A 17,405-nucleotide genomic window follows, 5' to 3' on the forward strand; every position below is an offset into this window, starting at 1 on the left:
GGCGGTCCACCGCAAAGATTGATACGTGACAGCGCCCGTGCCGAGCTCCTATTAAAGCCCCCATGACCACGCCGATCACGATCAAGAAGCACGAACTCGTCCCCGACACCGGCAGCTATAAGGTCCGCTTCGCGGACGGCCGTCCGAGCGTCTATTTCTACTGGGGCGACCTGCCCGGCCGGCGGCTTCGACCGGATCTGCTGACGCGCAACGAGGCCGAGGCCAAGGCCAAGGAACTGGCTCGCCGGCGCCAGCGCATGAAGCACGTCGAGACCCGCCACTTCGCAGATCCGCAAGTTGCCGCACGCAAGCTCCTCGAGCTCGCCGCCGGCGTCGAGCCCGTCAATGGGCGCATTCACATCGAGAAGATCAACGCGCCGTTCCTCTCCAGGAACGGCTGCAAGGCGACGGGCCCGGAGTTCGGCACCGGCATCCAGCATGCGGTCGAGAGAGGCTGGCTCGAGCTGCACGAGAGCGGAACCTTCGTGCGGCTTAATCAAGGCTGAGGTCCAATAAAAACGGCCCCAGCATACCCCTATGCTGGGACCGTTGGAGGTGCTTGGCGGTAGTGGGTCGCTAAGCATCCCTAGCTTAGGAAAAACTGGCAATCAGGTCTGTGCGCTTTCGTACACAAGCGGTATGGTTCCGCTCGGGAACGGAACTGATCGCAATGAAAGACATGCAGGCTCAATTGGAAAAGCTCCGCACGGATGCTGCCGAGTGCGCCCTCATCCGTGACCTGGCGACCGCCCCGAAGAAACGAGAGCTTTTTACGAGGTTGGCTGATCACCGTAAGCCCCCGGTGACGGCCACCTTGCGTCGGCAGTGAGGCTTCGCGAAGCCATAGGACTAGTCCTGGAGCTAGTCCTATGGCCAAAGCGGAAGTGGAAGTGATCACGTCGGAGCGGCGACGGCGGCATTGGTCGCGGGCTGACAAGGAGCGCATCGTCGCTGCAGCGTTGCAGCCGGGTGCGACGATCCTGGGCGTGGCGCGCGCGTTTGGTGTGCATTCCAGCCAGGTGTTCCGCTGGCGCCAGCAGCTGTGCGGCGAGGAGACTGCCGTGCCCGGCTTCGCCGCTGTGACGATTGCAGCCGATCCCGATCTTCACGCAGCGGCAGCTCCGCCTCAGGGGCTGATCGAAGTCGAGATCGGGACTGAGACCAAGATCCGGATCAGCGGCGCGGCGGATGCCGCGACGGTGACGGCGGTGATCACGGCGCTCCGGGCGGGTTCGCGATGACGATCCCGATCCCCTCCGGCACACAGGTCTGGCTGGCGAGCGGCCATACCGACATGCGCAAGGGCTTCGACGGCCTGGCGCTGCTGGTCCAGGAGACCTTGAAGCGCGATCCGCATGGCGGCCATCTGTTCGTGTTCCGCGGCCGCAGCGGCGGGCTGATCAAGGTGCTGTGGCACGACGGCCAGGGCATGTGCCTGTTCGCCAAGCGGCTGGAGCGCGGCCGCTTCATCTGGCCACAGGCTGTGGACGGAGCCGTGACGATCACGCCGGCCCAGCTCGGCTATCTGCTCGAAGGCATCGACTGGCGGCATCCGCAGCGGACGTGGCGCCCGGAAGCTGTTGGTTGAGCGCTCGAACGTAACGGCACTGATGCGTACCGGGCGGAGCTGTGATTCCATCTTCTGCGATGATCACAGCCGATTCGCTCCCTGATGATGTCGCGACGCTGAAGGCGCTGGTGCTCGCCGGCCAGGCGGCCCAGCTTGCGGCGGAAGCCAAGGCACGCAATCTCGAAGCCGAGGTCCGCGCCCGCACGCTGCTGATCGAGCAGATGAAGTTCACGATCGCCAAGCTCAAGCACGAACAGCACGGCCAATCCTCCGAACGAGCCTCGGTGCTCGATCAGCTCGAGCTAGAACTCGCCGACCTCGAGGAGGATGCATCGGAGGCCGAAGCCGATGCGCAGCTGGCAGCCGAACGGGCCAAGGCCGCGAAGATAGACGTGCAGCCATTCGAGCGGCGGCGTCCGGCGCGGCGGCCGCTGCCCGAGGACCTGCCGCGGGAGCGCGTCGTTCATCCCGCGCCGGCCCATTGCCCGTGTTGCGGCGGCGACAGGTTGCGCAAGATCGGCGAGGACGTGACCGAGACGCTGGAGCTCGTGCCGCGGCAGTGGAAGGTGATCCAGCACGTCCGTGAGAAGTTCTCCTGCCGCGCCTGCGAGGCGATCAGCCAGCCGCCGGCGCCGTTCCATCCGATCTCGCGCGGGCGCGCTGGACCGCGTCTGCTCGCGCACATCCTATTCGCCAAATACGGATTGCACCTGCCCCTCAACCGGCAGAGCACGACGTATGCGCATGAAGGTGTGATCCTGGACGTCTCCACGCTGGCCGACTGGGTCGGCGCGGCGGCGGCGACATTGATGCCGCTGGTCGATGCGATCAAGGCGCATGTCCTCGCTGCCGAGCGCATCCATGCCGACGACACCACGGTGCCGGTTCTGGCCAAGGGCAAGACGCGCACGGGGCGCGTCTGGACCTATGTGCGCGACGATCGGCCCTTCGCCGGGCACGCGCCGCCGGCCGCCGTGTTCTTCTACTCGCCCGACCGCTCCGGCACCCATCCAGAGGCGCATCTTGCGACCTATGCCGGACCGATGCAGGCGGACGCCTATGCCGGCTTCAACAGGCTCTACGATCCATCGCGGAAGCCGGGCCCGATCATCGAGGTCGGCTGCTGGGCGCATGCACGGCGCAAGTTCTTCGAGATCGCACGGCTGAAGAAGGCGCCGATCGCGATCGAAGCGATCGCGAAGATCGACGCCCTGTTTGCGATCGAGCGCGACATCAACGGTCTGCCGGCCCACGAGCGCAAAGCCGCGCGCCATGCGCGCAGCCGCCCGCTGGTCGATGAGCTTCATACCTTCCTGCACGAGCGCCGCGCCAAGCTCTCCGGCAAGAGCGAGACCGCCAAGGCGATCGACTACAGCCTCAAGCGCTGGGAGGTGTTCACGCGCTTCATCGACGATGGCCGGCTGTGCATGACCAACAACGCGGCCGAACGCGAGCTACGCGCCGTGGCCGTCGGCCGCAAGAACTGGACCTTCGCCGGCTCCGACGATGGCGGCCGCCGTGCCGCCGCCATCTACACCCTGATCCAGACCGCCAAGCTCAACGATCTCGATCCGCCGGCCTGGTTGACGGACGTGCTGCTGCGGATCAATGATCATCCGGCGTCGAGGCTCGACGAGCTGCTGCCGTGGAATTGGTCAAAACCCAGAACCCTTGTCGCCGCTGCCTGATCAGATGAAGATCACGTTTAACGGAACTGACTTGTCGATTGCCACTGTCGAGCATCTGAGCCTTGCTCTGGATCGCATCGACAAGCAACCGCAGTTCGAACTCTGGATATCGGTACCGAACGGTCAGTCCTTAGCCATGCTGCGCAATGGTAGCCACGCTTGGCTTATGTATCTGCGGTTCAATGGTGATAGCGGCGTCGTGACAAAGGGTAACCCAGACCATCAGGGAACCTGCGCTTACACAATCTCCAACGGGCAGGTCGACGAGCATCCCCTATCCTGGTGCATAGATCTAGAAGAATGCTACAAAGCGATTGCGTACTTCTTCGTCAATGACGGAGCACGATACGATCACGTCGCGTGGCAAATCGCGTAACAGATCTGCCGCGGTCTTGGCCGGATGGATACTGATCACCTGACGATGCTCCAGCGCGCAAGGATGCTGGCAACCGGCGCCACCTCGATCTGCAAGCTGAACCTCTTGGTGTAGAGATTGATGAGCGCATCGTGACTTTCATCAGACGAGCTGCAGAGCGCGTCCTCAGCGAGGATAACACGGTAGCCGATATCGACCGCAGCCAGCACCGTTGCGAGCACACAGACATCGGTCTCACCGCCAGACACGATCAGCGTGTCCACCTGATGCTCATCCAGAAAGGCTTGCAGCCGCCTATTGGTGAATGCGCAGTAAGTCTGGCGGTCGATGACTGTGGCAGGCGGCACAAAGCGTGTCAGGGCCGGCATCAGCTCAAGCAACCCCGGATCGGCCTTGTCGCGTGTCACGCATTCCCATTTCTCATAATAGGCTTTCCAGACGCCGCGCGCCTCGGCCTTGTTACGGACCGGAATGAAGCGCGTGAAGACGGTACGTGGCGGCGCGTGCGCAATCAGCCTGACCGCCTCGGGTAGCGCACGCTCCAACCAGGGCGTTGCCCACGGGGCATACGGTGCGAACAACCTTTGCATGTCGATGCAGAGATGGACGGCGTGAGGACCGGGGGGTGCGAGCAGTTGCCCCATGACTAGCCCGATCTTCCCTGACGACCAAATCCCGTCAGCCGCCTTATGACGCGCTCCAGCGCGACTCCGATCGCCAGACCCGCAAGTACATCACTTGCCCAGTGAGCCAGCAGGAACACGCGCGTCGACACCAGAACGGCGCCGAGGCCCCACGCGAGATTGCGCTTGGCGGGCGACAGGACCGCGGCGGCGGATGCGAGGGCACCGACATGCACGGCATGCCCCGAGGGGAACGCATCCAGCGCGCGGCCGGAGAGTGGGATGCCATGCAGATGGCCGCGCACGGTGCGCCGGTCCGGCCGCACCTGGTCAAAATGCGTTTTTAGAAGGTGTGGCAACAGGACAGAGGCGAGCGTCGTCAGCAGCACATGATCGCTTGCGTGCCGCTGCGGCAGTGGTTTGGCGCGACACCAGAGCCACCATCCGACGGCTACCGCGGTCAGAATATGCTCATCCGCTCCCCAGGTCAGCGCGCCCGAAATCCGCTCCGGCAGCGGACGGGTGTGTCGCGCAATCGCACGCGCAAGTTCGATATCGGCGGACAAAGGATGTACTCGTATCGTCATCGACTGCCTTCTCTCGCAGATGTCCTTATGCCCTGCAGCAATCTCCGTAAAAGAGCGATTGGAAAGCAGAGCAAGTCGACCTGGTCTTTCAATCAACCGCCTCGAAAACCGTTCCCGGCGAGGAACTGTGCGCCGGACGGACGCGTTGGATGCGAGGGACAGATCACTGGAGGAGAGAGCCATGGGCTTTGGACGAGGCGCATTGTTGTGGTTGCTGGGCATACCGTTGCCGATCATTCTGCTGCTCGCGATCTTCTGGCACCATTAAACCAGCGGCACAGGTCAGGCGAGCCTGTCGGCCAAAGGACTGTCAAAGTGCCCTGAGCAGCCCTGATGTAATATTCATGCGATGCTGGCCGGCTCGACAGCCTATGCCATTGGCGAAGGCCGCAGATGCCCCGTTGGCCTCGCCCGCAAACCGCGGCAGGCCATGGCGTTTTATTCGGTGCTTGCCCTCTCGGTCGGCCTCGGTGTGGCGCTCAATTTCACGCCAATTGATCCGATCAAGACGCTTTACTGGAGTGCGGTCATTAACGGGGTGCTAGCAGCACCGGTAATGACCGTTTTAATGCTGCTTGTCAGACGGCGTGACGTGATGGGCAAGCTCGTGGTCGAAGGCTGGCTGTATTGGCTCGGCTGGGCGTCGACGGCGGCGATGGCTCTTTGCATCGTCGGCATGGCGGTCAGCATGCTGGTACCAAGATCGTCCTAGAAACGGCGATCAAGGAGGAAATGGTGGACTACGCGCTGCGCTTTCTGATTGGCGGCTTGGTCGTTTCCCTGTTTGCGGTCATAGGCGACGTGCTGCGGCCCAAGAGCTTCGCGGGATTGTTTGGCGCCGCGCCCTCCGTAGCTCTAGCAACGCTCGGCCTCGCCTTCTCAAAACATGGCGGCGACTATGTTGCGATCGAAGGCCGCTCGATGATGCTCGGTTCGATCGCGCTCGCGGCTTACAGCGTTGCTGTTTGTCAGTTGCTGATACGGGCCGAATGGTCGGCGCTCAAGGCCACCCTCGCCGCTTTCGCGATCTGGCTTGTGGCCGCGATAGGCCTCAAGCAATTTTTGATAGGCTGACCACTATGGTTGTCCACTTCAAGTTCTCCGCACTCAAGCAGGGACGACTTTACGAATATGTCGTGCGTTTTGCATTGGGCGGGTTGGCAACCGTGGTGGCTGGCCTTGTCGCGGACGGGGCAGGGCCGGAGGCCGGCGGGCTGATGCTGGCCTTTCCGGCGATCTTCTGTGCCAGTGCGACCTTGATCGAGAAGCATGAGCGTGAGCGCAAGGAGAAAAACGGCCTGCGCGGGCAGCGACGCGGAAAGGCTGCCGCCGCACTTGATGCCGCCGGGGCCGGATGGGGAAGTCTGGGCCTTGCCTGCTTCGCGCTCTTCATCTGGCACGGACGCGCTTTACAGCCCGCGCTCTGCCTCGCAGCGGGTTCGCTCGTCTGGTTCGCGGTCGCCGTCCTCATGTGGCGCCTACGGCGCGAACTACGTTTCGGAAGTCCCTCCTAAAATTTAAGAGTCGTCCGCAAGCCGAACACGGAAGCATTCTCGAGTGGCGTTCCGGCTAGAGGTCCTGAAGGGTTCGTTGCTCCTCCACCGGGGTGAATAATGTACTGAAAATTGGGCTGCAGCGTGCAGCCATCCCTGATCTGGTACTGATAGACGGCGGTTAGAAGGCCTTCGCTCACAGGTTATTCGGCGGCCCAACTGCTGGGCCTAACAATTTTCGACGAGACGCATCCGGAAGATGTGTCGGAGGATCGCCGTCAATTCCAGCGCCAGCTCGCGGGCGAGTTCGAGCGCTGCAGCATCGAAAAGCGCATTGCCCGCAAGGATGGCGGCCATATCTGGGCCCAGGTGACGTCGTCGAGCGTCCGCGATGCTGACGGGCGCTTTCTTTATGCGGTTCGCGTTCAGCACGACATCACCAATCGCAAGCGAGCTGAGAGGCACTATCCCGTCGCATGGAAGAACACGCAACGCTGCTTCTGTAGAACAGGGATGTCCTGTGCGATAAGAAGAAGGCCTAGAGGCAGCATCCAGAGTCCGAAGATAGGCAGAAAGCTGAAGACGCCTCCTAGGATGAGCAAACAGGCGACAACGACACGGACCAAAAACGAGGATGGTTCTTGTAGCCACAGAATGAAGGTCGACACCTTCGTGGGCACCCGTCGCCGGAACAATTCAAAGTATCTATCCAATTCCGCTTTGACGGAAGCCATCAATTCGACCTTCTCTGATACCAGGACGCGGCAACTCGCTCGAAATCCGCGACTAAATCAAAATATCTGTACGGAAAGCGTTCCAAACCCTTCGGCTTCTCAATGGAGATGACGGACGATCCGTCTGCGGACAGTCAGGGCCGAGACCTTGCCGGCACTGGACCAGTTCTCCATGGTGGCTTCGAAAGACCGCCTGCCAAATTTCCTCAGGGTTGCGCAGGGCAGATGATAGCCGGCAAGCGCGGGTATGACGGGTAGCCCTCGCCTAAAGCGTATCCGGTGTGCGTCGAGGTGAGCTTTGATCCTCGTTGAGCAATTCCTGCTCGGCCAAACGCCAAAAGTCTTCGTCTCGGCCCTCTGGCTTACCTGCCTGCTCCCACAACTCGTAGGCCCGGGCCGCAATGCTCTCGTCAATCCGATGGTTCATTTGTAGCCCCTTCTTGTTCGTGCTCAATTGAGTCGCTTGGGATCGGTGTCAATTTCTACAATGACCGCCTCGATGTCGGGTACGCCATCCACGTCGCTGTTGCAGACACACGGCATACCGGCGCCACACTGGCAGCCTCCCGCACCTTCGGTCCACGCCTTGTCCGGATGATTTTCGCAGACCCAACCGAGACCATGGCAAACTGGGCAATGGGAATTGGTCATGCTGCGATCACCCGTCGATGGCGTTGGTAGGCTTCGATGGCGCGGTTCGCGAGCATCAGCTTTCTATGTTCTCCCTTGAGGACCATCGCATCGACAGTCCTCAGGAGAAAGCGGCTGGCTTCTGAAGCATTCCCAATCTCGCCCGTACGCTCCAGATAATTCCAGGCGATCTTTATGGAAGACTCAATCAGCCAAGGGATAGGTTCGCTCATTAAAGCAGAACCCGCAGCACCGCCCGCCGTTCCTAGTGGACTGTCGACCGGTACTTCGCCTCGACGACCTCCACGTTGGCTCGCAGTCCTGCTTTGTGAAGTCTTAGGAGGCCTTGCGCCAACTGCCGCAGATCGTTTCGAGCGGGGCCGACCGGCGTCTTGCGAGCCCGCCCAAGCAGTAGAGCCGCGTGAACTATCAACGGAGATTTTTTCATTTTGGCGGCTGCAAGCCAGGGGACCTGAGCCAGTCATTCATATGCGAAGCTGTTTCTGCCTGCTTCGCTTTGCGAAGAAGATGTTCGCGTTCGAGACCCGGCGGCATTGCCTGGACCTCCGCCCTCAACCTCTCGGCTTCCCTTGCAAGACGTTCATCCAAAGTTTCGGTTTGTTTGAAACGACGCCGTTTCTGCATGGCGCGCTCCTTTCGTTCGAGAAAGCTGGGAGCGCAATTGGCGTTCTCATCACCGATATAAGCACGATCCGCGCGGTGATAGAGTCATCGTACACCTCAAGTCGGAAACCAGACCTAACAAACGTCAAGACCTGGAGAATCCTTTTAGGGCACTGGCACGCAGCAGTCCTTCTGACGTGATATCGCGATACTCAATTTCTGCTGTAAAAACAGGCTCAACCCAGGTAGCTTTCGGTTCTTGAGTTGCTTACTCAGTTTACTCTTTGGACTAATCACGGTGTCGAGAGCCCGACGCATCTTGCCGGACGTAGTCGGGTCCCAGCCCGTTCCGACCTTGCCCATATAGACAAGCTTCTTACCTTCCTTTTTTCCTAAATATAGCGCGGCGACGCCGGATGGATCTTTGATGCATCCGACCACGGGAAATTGCCCTTCAGCCGTCTCCCTACCCGTCGCCGTTGACCGTGACAGACAAAGCGCGCCCAGCCCTGATTTGTTCCTCGCTCCACTTCGGCTATGCTGCTGAAATGAAGGACAGTTATGCGGGACGAACAAATCGATTTCCGCTTGCGGACTACGGGCAAGACCGGGTCTTATCTTGCGGTTCCGAGCGCATGCGATGACCATTTACACTGTCCACCACAGCACTGTTTATCGCTATCCCACGCCCGTAAAGCTTGGGCAGCATCAAATGCTCTTTCGTCCGCGAGATAGCTTTGATCAGCGGCTGCTCGACTGCCAACTTGTGGTAAAACCGGATCCCGTCGAAATTCGCTGGATACATGACGTCTTCGGCAATTGCCTCACGCTGGTTGACTTCAATACTTTGGCAGAGGTGCTGGAGTTTGAAACGACAATTCGTCTTGAGCATACTCCAGAGAACGCTCCAGACTTTCGGATCGAGGAATACGCCCGGGAGCATCCGTTCGCTTATGACGGCAACGAGCTGCCGGATTTAGACCCATACATCCGTCGCCATTATCCAAGCGATACAGCCGTCGACGAATGGCTTTCCAAGTTCATGGGGCCTGGCGTTAACCGACCCACCGGGCAGTTACTCATGACGCTCAACGAGGCGATCGCAGAGGGATTTTCCTACCGGCGCCGCACGATGCGAGGTACACAAACACCCGCGGAAACCATAGGCCTTCAACAGGGGACCTGCCGAGATTTCGCATTTCTAATGATGGAAGCCGCGCGCTCGCTCGGCTTCGCCGCCCGCTTCATCACCGGGTACGTCTATGTGCCCGATCGCGATGGACCGGTCCGGCTCGGAGGTGGCTCGACACACGCTTGGTGTTCAATCTACGTCCCGGGCTCGGGCTGGGTAGAGTTCGACCCAACCAATGGAATAGTCGGGAATCGGGACCTTATTAGGGTTGGCGTAGCTCGAACCCCGGCTCAGGCTATCCCACTTTCAGGCAGCTACTGGGGCGATGCCGGCGAGGATGTCAGCATGGAAGTCACCGTAAACGTGAAATCAGAGCCGATTGACGAATATCGCACCTGAAGCCGTGCTCTGATCTCATCGAAGATAATGAGACACGTCCTTAGCCCGCGACGCCAGCTCGCCCTCGACCTTGTCAATCTCGGCTTGGTTGCGCTCGATGAAGGCCGCGAGTTCGTCTCGAGACATCTCAGAGAGCGCCTTCTGTTGTGACGACGTGTCCTTGCGAGTAGGAGCAATGTGCCCTGCCCGGTCCAAAACCTTGATTGAGAGATCCGCCAGACGCGGGCGCTAACGCTTGCGTCCTGGAGAAGTGACTTCGCCACTCGATACGCCAGCGGTGCGCCGACCACCGCGAGATCGAGTTGGATCGACTCAGAAATTGCCGCCGCGACCGCTGGTAGCCGCATAGTCTTATAGACCGACTTCGGGGCACAGGAGCGCGCGCAGGCATCCGGGAACTTCGACCTCGCGAACAACCTGGGCCGATTGCGGAGTGCGATAAATCGCACCCTCGAGGACGCGCCCGGCTATGCGGAGGCCAATGCCAACTATCAGCGCTTCGCACAGCGTTTCCGTCCCAGCACTCTGCGTCACGCCGCCACGGCGCGGATCGACTTTCCAAGACTTGACGCCGCGACCATTGTTCGGGTGATAAGGCTCGTGACCGGCGGAGCCTGTCGGCAGGCGATCGACAGCAGGATTGTAGCGCAAACGACCTTAACAGACCTTGTCATTGCGGTTCGGTTCGATCGTACGCCCGCCCAATGCATTGCCGAACTCCAGCGCTTGAGCGATGCAAAAGACAAGCTCAAGGCGGCGCGTGATCTGACACTGTCGGATCTGCACGGGCTGGGCGAGGCCCGCGCCTGCGCCGAGGCGACAATCTCCGACATCAAATCCTAGAAAGATGGACATATCTCGTGGTCTTCTGCAATCTCGTCAGGAATCGCACTCAACGGCCCGGCTGGCTGCGGCAAGACGACGTTCGCTGCCGTATTTTGCCGCGAAGCCGGCCTTCACATGATGAGTGCGTCGCTGGCCAAGTGGCAAGGGTCTGGCGAGGGCAACCTCGGCCATCTGCTGCGTTCCGTGCGGCAAGATTTCGAGGATGCACGCGCCAATGTTCCATCGTGCGTCTTTATCGACGAGATCGATTCGATCGCTGACCGCGCCAGCATTTCCCACGCATGGCGAGACTATGTTGTGGAAGTTGTGAACGCGGTGCTTGCCGAAATCGACGGCATCAAAGGGCGTGAGGGCGTTTTGGTCATCGGCGCGACCAACGCAATCAGTCGCTGCGAACCCGCCTTGCTGCGATCGGGTCGCCTGGAGAAGATCGTCAATATTGGTTTGCCGGACTCTGCCGAACTGGAGCGCATGTTCAGGGTGCGCTTGCGCGGCGACTTACAGCAAGAGGACCTGACCGCGATCGTCGAGTTGGCTATCGGCATGGTCGGTGCGGACGTCGAGCGCGTGGTCAAGGACGCGCGCCGCGCGGCGCGCAATGACGGAGGCCGGCCTCTCGCTTTGCGCGACCTGCGCGGCGCACTGGTGACGAACGACGATCGGCCACTCGAGCTGCGATGGCGCAACTGCGTGCACGAAGCCGGCCACCTTGTGGCCGACGTGATCCATTTCGGTCCCGACAACGTGTTTGCGAATACGGCCCGGGTCGGCTCACGCGGCGGCAGGTTGGTGCGCACCACTGCTCCGGCTTGCGCAGGAACGCTTGAGGTCTATCGCCGGCGGCTCCAGGTGATTTTGGCCGGACGGGCTGCCGAGGAACTGCTGCTCGGTGCCGGCTCGCATGGTGCGGGCGGCGCACGGGAGTCGGACCTCGACCATGCGACCTCGCTGGCCGCCGCCATGGTCGGTTCGCTCGGAGTGATTGGCGCGGATTACATCACCTACTTCGGTCCACGTGATGATACGCGAACATTGTTATCATTTGCGGAGGTCCGAGAGGGAGTGGCTCGCGAGCTCGCTGACGCGGTCGCGGCCGCGCGGTCACTCCTCGAGGCAAACCGCGCGGTGGTCGAGGTTGTGGCGCAGCGGTTGATGGATCGTGGGCGCGTGGCGGGCGCGGAGGTTTCGGAGGTGTTGCGGCGGGGCCGCGTTCAGCAATCGAGCCCCAACGCTGCATCGGCGCGAGCCCAACTTGACGGGGTCTGCGGAGGGAGAAGCGGGAGTGCCCGATTTAACCAAGGATTCGAATGGCATTACCTTGGAAGCGAAGAACGGGGCGTCTGGCGAAAAGCGGTTGTGAAGGGGCCTGGGTGACAGGCGAAGTTCAGTTTGTTTCTTTGAAGGCAACGTTCCGAGGGTTTGTCCTCGGGCAGCACGGACGAATTATCCCGAACCACTGGAGGATCAACAATGGATACCGCAGCGACGCCAAGCCCCCTAGTGTACACCATCGCTCAAGCCTGCAACCTCGCGTGCAGCGGTCGCTCATCACTTTATCAAGCGATCCGGTCGGGCGAGCTACGTGCCGTCAAGCGTGGACGGCGCACCCTTATTTTAGCGACGGATCTAGGTGACTGGGTCAGGCGCCTACCTGCCGTCACGGCCGCGCAAGCTGAATAGTCGCATCACCAAGGGTGAAACTATCCAGACAAACATTGCCCGGCGGAAGCTTCGCAAGAGGATTTCATCCACGATCCACGAAGGATGCACTGCTAGGGTTCGAGATGTGAGGTTGGCGACTGTGCGACGCTTGCAACAGCGCCCGCGCGGCTCCGCTCCCGCAGGTTTGAGACCGACCAATGACGCACCCTCGGAGTGCAATCCTCTCCGTTCTGGTCTGAGCTTGATGCAGTTTCTTTGGCAGGGCCCGAAAGCATTGCGGTACTCAGGGCCCGGGCCCGGGGAAAAACTGAAAAGATTGCTCAATTGAAGGATTCAGGCCGCCGAAGCCCTTCAAGGATTCGATTACGAATCGCGAGAAACTTGAGACGCTACCGATTTGCTACGGCACAGGTGTCTCAGATGCGGCGCTCGCGCCGAATCCGCATATCATATTGATTTCAAACGGCTTTATGGTAGCGGGGGAGGGACTCGAACCCCCGACCCCAGGATTATGATTCCCGTGCTCTAACCAGCTGAGCTACCCCGCCACAGGGTCGCGAACGGCGAAACCGCCGATCTCGCGAACGCGCGGCATATAAGGAAGGGGGCGGCGGGCTGTCAATCCGGGTTTGCGAAAGCTTTGACGGATATGGCGCTTGAGAGGGGAAAACCGGCCCCTTTAGGCGCTGGAGTCGCGATTTCGGGCACCAGACTCGCGGAGAGTCCCCCTCACCCGGATCGCATCTTCGATGCGCTCCGGCCTCTCCCCGCGGGCGGGGAGAGGCGAAGGAAGAGCGAGCCTATTTCGGCCGGACCGTCGGGTCGCCGCCGGGGCTGCCGGGGGCGGGATGACGGGGGTGTTGCCGCCGCTTTCGGGGGCGGGGGCGTGCATGTCGGGGTCTACGCCCGAGGGCGGGCAGAGCACGCCGTCGGATTTGGCCAGCCTGTCGCCGAGCGGTTCCCGGGACTGGCCGGTGGTGGTGCCGTCGGGTACGGCGGCGCGGTTCGGGCGGTCCTGGGGCAGGCAATTGGCGGCGTGCTGCGCCGATGGCGGCGCGGTCGCTTGCGGCGGCGTCGCAGGAAGCGGCGGGGCCTGCGCGATCGCGGCGCCTGACGCGGCGATGACGAGGCCCGCAACGAGGAGTTTTGATGTCGTGCGCATGGGAGGGAAACGCGCGGCCAAGCCCGCGTGTTCCGAGCCCATGATCACGATTTGCGGTAGCGGATCAGCGAAAAGTGTCCCATCGGCGGCATGGGCCTGCGCTCGGCGAGCGTGATGCCGCCGTGCTTCGCTGCCCAGTCGACCAGGCGCTGCCACGGGAATTCCGGGCGCCAGCCGAGGCGGCGGGCGACGGGCGCGAAGGCGAGCTCGAACAGCTTGCGCGGACCGCTCTCGGCACCGATGTGGTTGACGAGGATCAGCTCGCCGCCGGGCTTCAGCACGCGCACGAATTCGTCGAGCGTGCCCTCGGGATCTGGCACGGCGGTGATGACATATTGCGCGACCACCGCATCGAAGAAGTTTTCGGGGAAGGCGAGGTTTTTCGCGTCCATCACCGAGAGCACCTCGACATTGCTGAGCCGCAGCGCGCGCACGCGCGCCTGCGCCTTGCGCAGCATCGGCTCGGAGATGTCCACGCCGCAGATCTTCGTGGTGCGCGAATAGTCGGACAGCGAAAGCCCGGTGCCGACGCCGACATCGAGGATGCGGCCGCCGATGCGGTCGGCCTCCGCGATGGTCGACTGCCGCCCGGCGTCGAACACCTTGCCGAACACGAGATCGTAGACCGGCGCCCAGCGGCCATAGGCCTTCTCGACCCCGGCCCGCGAGATGTCTGCTGCCATGCCCCCTGCCCCGGAAATTTTCTAGCCGCGCACCGCTTCCACCAGCGGCCTCGCAGCGTTGCTCGCAACCTTCGCCGCGGCGCTCTGGATGAAGCCGCCGCCGAGCACGCGGGCCTGCCCCGAGGGCGCATCGTAGAACACGCAGGCCTGGCCCGGCGAGACGCCCTCCTCGCCGGCGACGAGCTCGATCTCGTAATGGCCGCCAGCGCCGCGCAGCCACGCCGGCTGGGGGCTGCGCGTCGAGCGCACGCGCACGAACATCTCGAGGCCATTGCCGATGGCGCTATCGATATCACCGCCGCCGAGCCAGTTGACGTCGCGCAAGCTGATGCGGTGCATCTTCAGCGCCTCGCGCGGGCCGACGACGACGCGGCGATTGGCGGCCTCGAGCCGCACCACGAACAGCGGCGCGTGAGCGGCGATGCCGAGGCCGCGGCGCTGGCCGACGGTGAAATTGGCGATGCCGTTGTGCCGGCCGAGCACGCGGCCGTCGAGATCGACGATGTCGCCGGGGTCCATCGCGTTCGGCCGCAGGCGGGTGATGATGTCGGTGTAGCGCCCCGTCGGCACGAAGCAGATGTCCTGGCTGTCGTGCTTGTCAGCGACCGCAAGACCGAAGCGGCGCGCGAGCTCGCGCGTCTGCGGCTTGGTCATGTCGCCGAGCGGAAAGCGCAGATAGTCGAGCTGTTCCTGCGTGGTCGCGAACAGGAAGTAGCTCTGGTCGCGATCGGCATCGGCGGCGCAGACCAACGCGCGCGAGCCGTCGTCGAGACGGCGCGAGGCGACGTAATGGCCGGTGGCGAGCGCCTGGGCCCCTAACTCGCGCGCGGTCTTGAGTAGGTCGCGAAACTTGACCGAGCGGTTGCACTCGATGCACGGCACCGGCGTTTCACCAAGAGCATAAGAGTCGGCGAAATTGTCGATGACGGACTCGCGAAAACGGTCCTCGTAGTCGAGCACGTAATGGGGAATGCCGAGCTTGGCGGCGACGTCGCGGGCGTCGTGGATGTCCTGGCCGGCGCAGCAGGCGCCCTTGCGATGGGTCGCCGCGCCATGGTCGTAGAGCTGCAGCGTGATGCCGACGACGTCGTAGCCCTCAGCCTTGAGCAGCGCAGCCGTCGTCGAGGAATCGACGCCGCCCGACATGGCGACGACGATCCTGGTGTCCTGCGGACGGCCTTCGAGATCCAGACTGTTGAGCATGGGTTCTTAAGGTGTGACGGCGGCGTTCGGCGATCCGCGATGTGCCTTTGGCCGGGACATCGGTGGTCCCGGGGAACTTCGGTTCCCGCAGGGCGCGACTGGCCCGGTCGAAAGCGGCTGAGAGCGATCTCTTTAATATAGGGGGCATTCCGGTGAAGCAATCACAGGGGAGGCCGGCTTAGGGCAATTCTTGCCGGGGCGGCAGAAATGGCGGGGTCGCGGAGGGCCCTGCGGTAGCAAGCTCGACGCATCAAGATATTGATTTTACTTCTAAATTTTCCACGCTCAGCGCTGGCCCGCTCCTTGCTACCCCTGTACCGAAGATGTTTTCAAGAGGTCGCCTGTGGTCGGTCGGACGTCAGATGTAGCTGCCAGCGTGCCGGTTCCTAGCGCGCAGCAAAAGACTGCACGCTCGCAAGGGCCGAAGGACACGTCGACGAACGACGCCTTCGGCTCGCTGGTCGACAGCAATACCCAGGCGATCAGCAACAACGCGGCCTCGCAGGCGCAGGACAGCGCGCCGCGGCGGACCGATTCGGCGTCGTCCGCGTCGGACAAGAGCCCGCGCGACACCTCCTCGACCGACCCGTCCTCGCAGAGCAAGGCGAGCGACGACACCGACAATTCCGCGCCCGCCGGGAGCGAGACGACGGACGATCCGGCCAAAGCCACGGACACGGCGTCGGCCAAGAGCAAGGACAAGACCAAGGACAAGCCGGAGGCGTCCGACGCCAAATCGGCGGACAAGTCCGACGAGACCAAGGGCGACAAGGCCGACGGCACCGACGGGCTCGCCGCCGCCGTCGCAATCGATGCCGCCGCGGCCGCGCAAGTGGACGCGACCCAGGCCGCCGTGCCCGATCCGAACGCGATCGTGGTGACCGCGCCGGTCGTGCCTCTCGATCCGAACGCTGCGGCGAACCAGGCCGGCGATGCCGCCGCCTCGCCGCTGACGATCGCCGCCGCCGGCCTCGCCGCCAGCGCCTCCACCGCGGCGCAGATCGCCGGCGCCAAGACCGATACCGCGACGGCGGGCGACAAGAGCGCCAAGGCCGCGGGCGCCAAGGTCGATGCCGAGACCTCGGCGACGCTCGCGGACGCCGCGACCGGCACCACCGACGGCACCGCGACCGACGCCAAGACCAATGGCGGGCTGATCGCCGCCGCCGTTGACCAGGGCACGCCGAAGACCTCGTTCAAGGCCGCCGCCACCGCGCCAGGCGCGAGCGACGTCTCCAATATCGGCCAGGACGCGGGCAAGGCGAATGCCGCGACCGCGCAAACGCCGGCGACCGCGACGGGCGCCGCCGCGCATCCGCAAGCGGCCAAGCCGCAAGACGATGCCGGCGCGACCGACGCGAAGGCTGCTCCCGCCGACCGAGCCGCCGATGCAGAGCCTGGCGCACCGGCCACGCACGCCCATGCGAATGCGCCGGCCAACGTAGCCGCGACCGACACCAGCGCGCAGGCGGCCTCCGCCGTGCAGGCGCCCCTGACCACGACGACGTCGGCCGCGACGGCATCCACCGCAACGCTCACCGCGACGGCGGCAACTTCGACCGCCGTGCCGATCAACGCCGTGCCGATCGAGATCGCGGCCGCCGCGCGCGCCGGCAAGACGCGCTTCGACATCAGCCTCGATCCGGTCGATCTCGGCCGCATCGACGTCCGCATCAATGTCGACCGCAACGGCCAGGTCACCTCGCATCTCACCGTCGAGAAGCCGGAGACGCTGCAGATGCTGCGGCAGGACGCGCCGCAATTGCAGCGCGCGCTCGACGATGCCGGCTTCAAGACCGGCAGCAACGGGCTCTCCTTCAGCCTGCGCGACCAGAATTCGTCGGGCCAGAACTCCGGCCAGAACAACGACAATGGCGGCAATGCCCGCCGCCTGATCATCAGCGAGGACGACACCGTTCCCGCAGCGCCCGTGGGACGCGGCTACGGCCGCATGCTCGGATCGAGCAGCGGCGTCGACATCAGAGTGTGAGGA

20 protein-coding genes, 1 tRNA gene and 3 pseudogenes are annotated in these 17,405 nt (G+C 62.9%); 14 read left to right on the forward strand and 10 right to left on the reverse strand.

All coding sequences use genetic code 11. The features are described from left to right. Positions 1–62: 62 nt before the first annotated feature. The 5 genes from EI171_RS46950 (at position 63) to EI171_RS39810 (ending at position 3,634) form a co-directional block, all read left to right on the forward strand. On the forward strand, positions 63–506 hold the full coding sequence (locus EI171_RS46950) for a hypothetical protein (RefSeq protein ID WP_371740348.1): 444 nt from the start codon (positions 63–65) through the stop codon (positions 504–506). A gap of 363 nt (positions 507–869) precedes the next feature. Then, positions 870–1,241, forward strand: a complete 372-nt coding sequence (locus EI171_RS39795) for a transposase (RefSeq protein WP_039187448.1) — start codon at positions 870–872, stop codon at positions 1,239–1,241. After that, positions 1,238–1,588, forward strand: coding sequence for an IS66 family insertion sequence element accessory protein TnpB (gene tnpB / locus EI171_RS39800; protein WP_075969263.1), 351 nt, complete (start codon positions 1,238–1,240; stop codon positions 1,586–1,588). The genes EI171_RS39795 and tnpB overlap by 4 nt, the downstream gene beginning before the upstream one ends. A 59-nt stretch (positions 1,589–1,647) precedes the next feature. After that, positions 1,648–3,258, forward strand: a complete 1,611-nt coding sequence (locus EI171_RS39805; protein ID WP_075969262.1) for an IS66 family transposase — start codon at positions 1,648–1,650, stop codon at positions 3,256–3,258. Between the two features lie 4 nt (positions 3,259–3,262). Beyond that, the gene (locus EI171_RS39810) at positions 3,263–3,634 is read left to right on the forward strand and encodes an Imm1 family immunity protein (protein WP_161536480.1); all 372 of its coding nucleotides are present in this window, start codon (positions 3,263–3,265) and stop codon (positions 3,632–3,634) included. A 35-nt stretch (positions 3,635–3,669) separates the two neighbouring features. On the opposite strand, the gene EI171_RS39815 is transcribed toward EI171_RS39810, so the two are convergent. After that, positions 3,670–4,278 (reverse strand): cysteine hydrolase, encoded by a 609-nt coding sequence (locus EI171_RS39815; RefSeq protein ID WP_039184892.1) that lies wholly within the window; start codon positions 4,276–4,278, stop codon positions 3,670–3,672. Positions 4,279–4,280: 2 nt separating this feature from the next. Then, positions 4,281–4,823 carry a phosphatase PAP2 family protein gene (locus EI171_RS39820; RefSeq protein ID WP_211434525.1) on the reverse strand — a complete coding sequence of 181 codons (543 nt, stop codon included), beginning with the start codon at positions 4,821–4,823 and terminating at the stop codon, positions 4,281–4,283. A gap of 370 nt (positions 4,824–5,193) precedes the next feature. On the opposite strand from EI171_RS39820, the pseudogene EI171_RS39825 reads away from it, so the two are divergent. The 3 genes and pseudogenes from EI171_RS39825 to EI171_RS39835 form a co-directional block, all read left to right on the forward strand. Next, a pseudogene (locus EI171_RS39825) lies at positions 5,194–5,556 on the forward strand (divalent metal cation transporter); the annotation flags it as partial. 20 nt (positions 5,557–5,576) lie between these two features. After that, positions 5,577–5,918 (forward strand): DUF3147 family protein, encoded by a 342-nt coding sequence (locus EI171_RS39830; RefSeq protein WP_038967813.1) that lies wholly within the window; start codon positions 5,577–5,579, stop codon positions 5,916–5,918. A 5-nt stretch (positions 5,919–5,923) separates the two neighbouring features. Next, entirely contained in the window at positions 5,924–6,358 is a 435-nt protein-coding gene (locus tag EI171_RS39835) for a DUF3147 family protein (RefSeq protein WP_011090440.1), read from the forward strand. Here EI171_RS39835 and EI171_RS39840 read toward each other — a convergent pair. Continuing rightward, positions 6,355–6,537: a carbohydrate porin gene (locus tag EI171_RS39840; protein WP_246740393.1), complete on the reverse strand. Its 183-nt coding sequence runs from the start codon at positions 6,535–6,537 to the stop codon at positions 6,355–6,357. The two genes, EI171_RS39835 and EI171_RS39840, sit on opposite strands and share 4 nt — an antisense overlap. A 34-nt stretch (positions 6,538–6,571) precedes the next feature. On the opposite strand from EI171_RS39840, the gene EI171_RS46250 reads away from it, so the two are divergent. Further along, the gene (locus EI171_RS46250) at positions 6,572–7,183 is read left to right on the forward strand and encodes a PAS domain S-box protein (RefSeq protein ID WP_246740657.1); all 612 of its coding nucleotides are present in this window, start codon (positions 6,572–6,574) and stop codon (positions 7,181–7,183) included. Between the two features lie 153 nt (positions 7,184–7,336). Here EI171_RS46250 and EI171_RS39850 read toward each other — a convergent pair whose 3' ends face one another. The 3 genes and pseudogenes from EI171_RS39850 to EI171_RS46955 form a co-directional block, all read right to left on the reverse strand. Beyond that, positions 7,337–7,498 (reverse strand): DUF2934 domain-containing protein, encoded by a 162-nt coding sequence (locus EI171_RS39850; protein ID WP_074077757.1) that lies wholly within the window; start codon positions 7,496–7,498, stop codon positions 7,337–7,339. 220 nt (positions 7,499–7,718) lie between these two features. Further along, on the reverse strand, positions 7,719–7,934 hold the full coding sequence (locus EI171_RS39855) for a hypothetical protein (RefSeq protein WP_074077371.1): 216 nt from the start codon (positions 7,932–7,934) through the stop codon (positions 7,719–7,721). A gap of 536 nt (positions 7,935–8,470) precedes the next feature. Next, positions 8,471–8,973 (reverse strand): annotated as a pseudogene (locus EI171_RS46955) (hypothetical protein). Between EI171_RS46955 and EI171_RS39860 the strand changes: the two are divergent. From EI171_RS39860 to EI171_RS39880, 4 genes are all read left to right on the forward strand, one after another. Beyond that, entirely contained in the window at positions 8,966–9,856 is an 891-nt protein-coding gene (locus EI171_RS39860; protein ID WP_028173125.1) for a transglutaminase family protein, read from the forward strand. The pseudogene EI171_RS46955 and the gene EI171_RS39860 sit on opposite strands and share 8 nt — an antisense overlap. Positions 9,857–10,282: 426 nt before the next feature. Then, positions 10,283–10,699 carry a hypothetical protein gene (locus EI171_RS39870; RefSeq protein ID WP_161536481.1) on the forward strand — a complete coding sequence of 139 codons (417 nt, stop codon included), beginning with the start codon at positions 10,283–10,285 and terminating at the stop codon, positions 10,697–10,699. Between the two features lie 42 nt (positions 10,700–10,741). After that, positions 10,742–12,076: an AAA family ATPase gene (locus EI171_RS39875; RefSeq protein WP_246740658.1), complete on the forward strand. Its 1,335-nt coding sequence runs from the start codon at positions 10,742–10,744 to the stop codon at positions 12,074–12,076. 96 nt (positions 12,077–12,172) lie between these two features. Further along, on the forward strand, positions 12,173–12,382 hold the full coding sequence (locus EI171_RS39880) for a helix-turn-helix domain-containing protein (protein WP_074077374.1): 210 nt from the start codon (positions 12,173–12,175) through the stop codon (positions 12,380–12,382). Positions 12,383–12,835: 453 nt separating this feature from the next. On the opposite strand, the gene EI171_RS39885 is transcribed toward EI171_RS39880, so the two are convergent. From EI171_RS39885 to mnmA, 4 genes and pseudogenes are all read right to left on the reverse strand, one after another. Continuing rightward, positions 12,836–12,912, reverse strand: a tRNA-Met gene (locus EI171_RS39885). Positions 12,913–13,164: 252 nt separating this feature from the next. Further along, positions 13,165–13,526 (reverse strand): annotated as a pseudogene (locus EI171_RS46260) (hypothetical protein). Between the two features lie 44 nt (positions 13,527–13,570). Continuing rightward, a complete protein-coding gene (locus EI171_RS39895; RefSeq protein ID WP_011089732.1) occupies positions 13,571–14,209 on the reverse strand; it encodes a class I SAM-dependent methyltransferase in 639 nt (212 codons plus the stop codon). Between the two features lie 21 nt (positions 14,210–14,230). Then, the gene (gene mnmA / locus EI171_RS39900) at positions 14,231–15,412 is read right to left on the reverse strand and encodes a tRNA 2-thiouridine(34) synthase MnmA (protein WP_161536483.1); all 1,182 of its coding nucleotides are present in this window, start codon (positions 15,410–15,412) and stop codon (positions 14,231–14,233) included. 343 nt (positions 15,413–15,755) lie between these two features. On the opposite strand from mnmA, the gene EI171_RS39905 reads away from it, so the two are divergent. Beyond that, complete coding sequence (locus EI171_RS39905) at positions 15,756–17,402, forward strand: flagellar hook-length control protein FliK (RefSeq protein ID WP_161536484.1); 1,647 nt, start codon at positions 15,756–15,758, stop codon at positions 17,400–17,402. Positions 17,403–17,405: the final 3 nt, after the last annotated feature.

Origin of the sequence: Bradyrhizobium sp. LCT2 (genome assembly GCF_009931255.1) — a bacterium.
Lineage (GTDB): Bacteria > Pseudomonadota > Alphaproteobacteria > Rhizobiales > Xanthobacteraceae > Bradyrhizobium > Bradyrhizobium diazoefficiens.

Bases quoted from the DNA above. Each gene is read 5' to 3' on its own strand.
- EI171_RS39855 (WP_074077371.1), bottom strand. From the start codon at position 7,934: ATGAGCGAACCTATCCCTTGGCTGATTGAGTCTTCCATAAAGATCGCC.
- EI171_RS39815 (WP_039184892.1), bottom strand. From the start codon at position 4,278: ATGGGGCAACTGCTCGCACCCCCCGGTCCTCACGCCGTCCATCTCTGC.
- mnmA (WP_161536483.1), bottom strand. From the start codon at position 15,412: ATGCTCAACAGTCTGGATCTCGAAGGCCGTCCGCAGGACACCAGGATC.
- EI171_RS46950 (WP_371740348.1), top strand. From the start codon at position 63: ATGACCACGCCGATCACGATCAAGAAGCACGAACTCGTCCCCGACACC.
- EI171_RS39895 (WP_011089732.1), bottom strand. From the start codon at position 14,209: ATGGCAGCAGACATCTCGCGGGCCGGGGTCGAGAAGGCCTATGGCCGC.
- EI171_RS39810 (WP_161536480.1), top strand. From the start codon at position 3,263: ATGAAGATCACGTTTAACGGAACTGACTTGTCGATTGCCACTGTCGAG.
- EI171_RS39835 (WP_011090440.1), top strand. From the start codon at position 5,924: ATGGTTGTCCACTTCAAGTTCTCCGCACTCAAGCAGGGACGACTTTAC.
- tnpB (WP_075969263.1), top strand. From the start codon at position 1,238: ATGACGATCCCGATCCCCTCCGGCACACAGGTCTGGCTGGCGAGCGGC.
- EI171_RS39795 (WP_039187448.1), top strand. From the start codon at position 870: ATGGCCAAAGCGGAAGTGGAAGTGATCACGTCGGAGCGGCGACGGCGG.
- EI171_RS39850 (WP_074077757.1), bottom strand. From the start codon at position 7,498: ATGAACCATCGGATTGACGAGAGCATTGCGGCCCGGGCCTACGAGTTG.
- EI171_RS39860 (WP_028173125.1), top strand. From the start codon at position 8,966: ATGACCATTTACACTGTCCACCACAGCACTGTTTATCGCTATCCCACG.
- EI171_RS39805 (WP_075969262.1), top strand. From the start codon at position 1,648: ATGATCACAGCCGATTCGCTCCCTGATGATGTCGCGACGCTGAAGGCG.
- EI171_RS39880 (WP_074077374.1), top strand. From the start codon at position 12,173: ATGGATACCGCAGCGACGCCAAGCCCCCTAGTGTACACCATCGCTCAA.
- EI171_RS39830 (WP_038967813.1), top strand. From the start codon at position 5,577: ATGGTGGACTACGCGCTGCGCTTTCTGATTGGCGGCTTGGTCGTTTCC.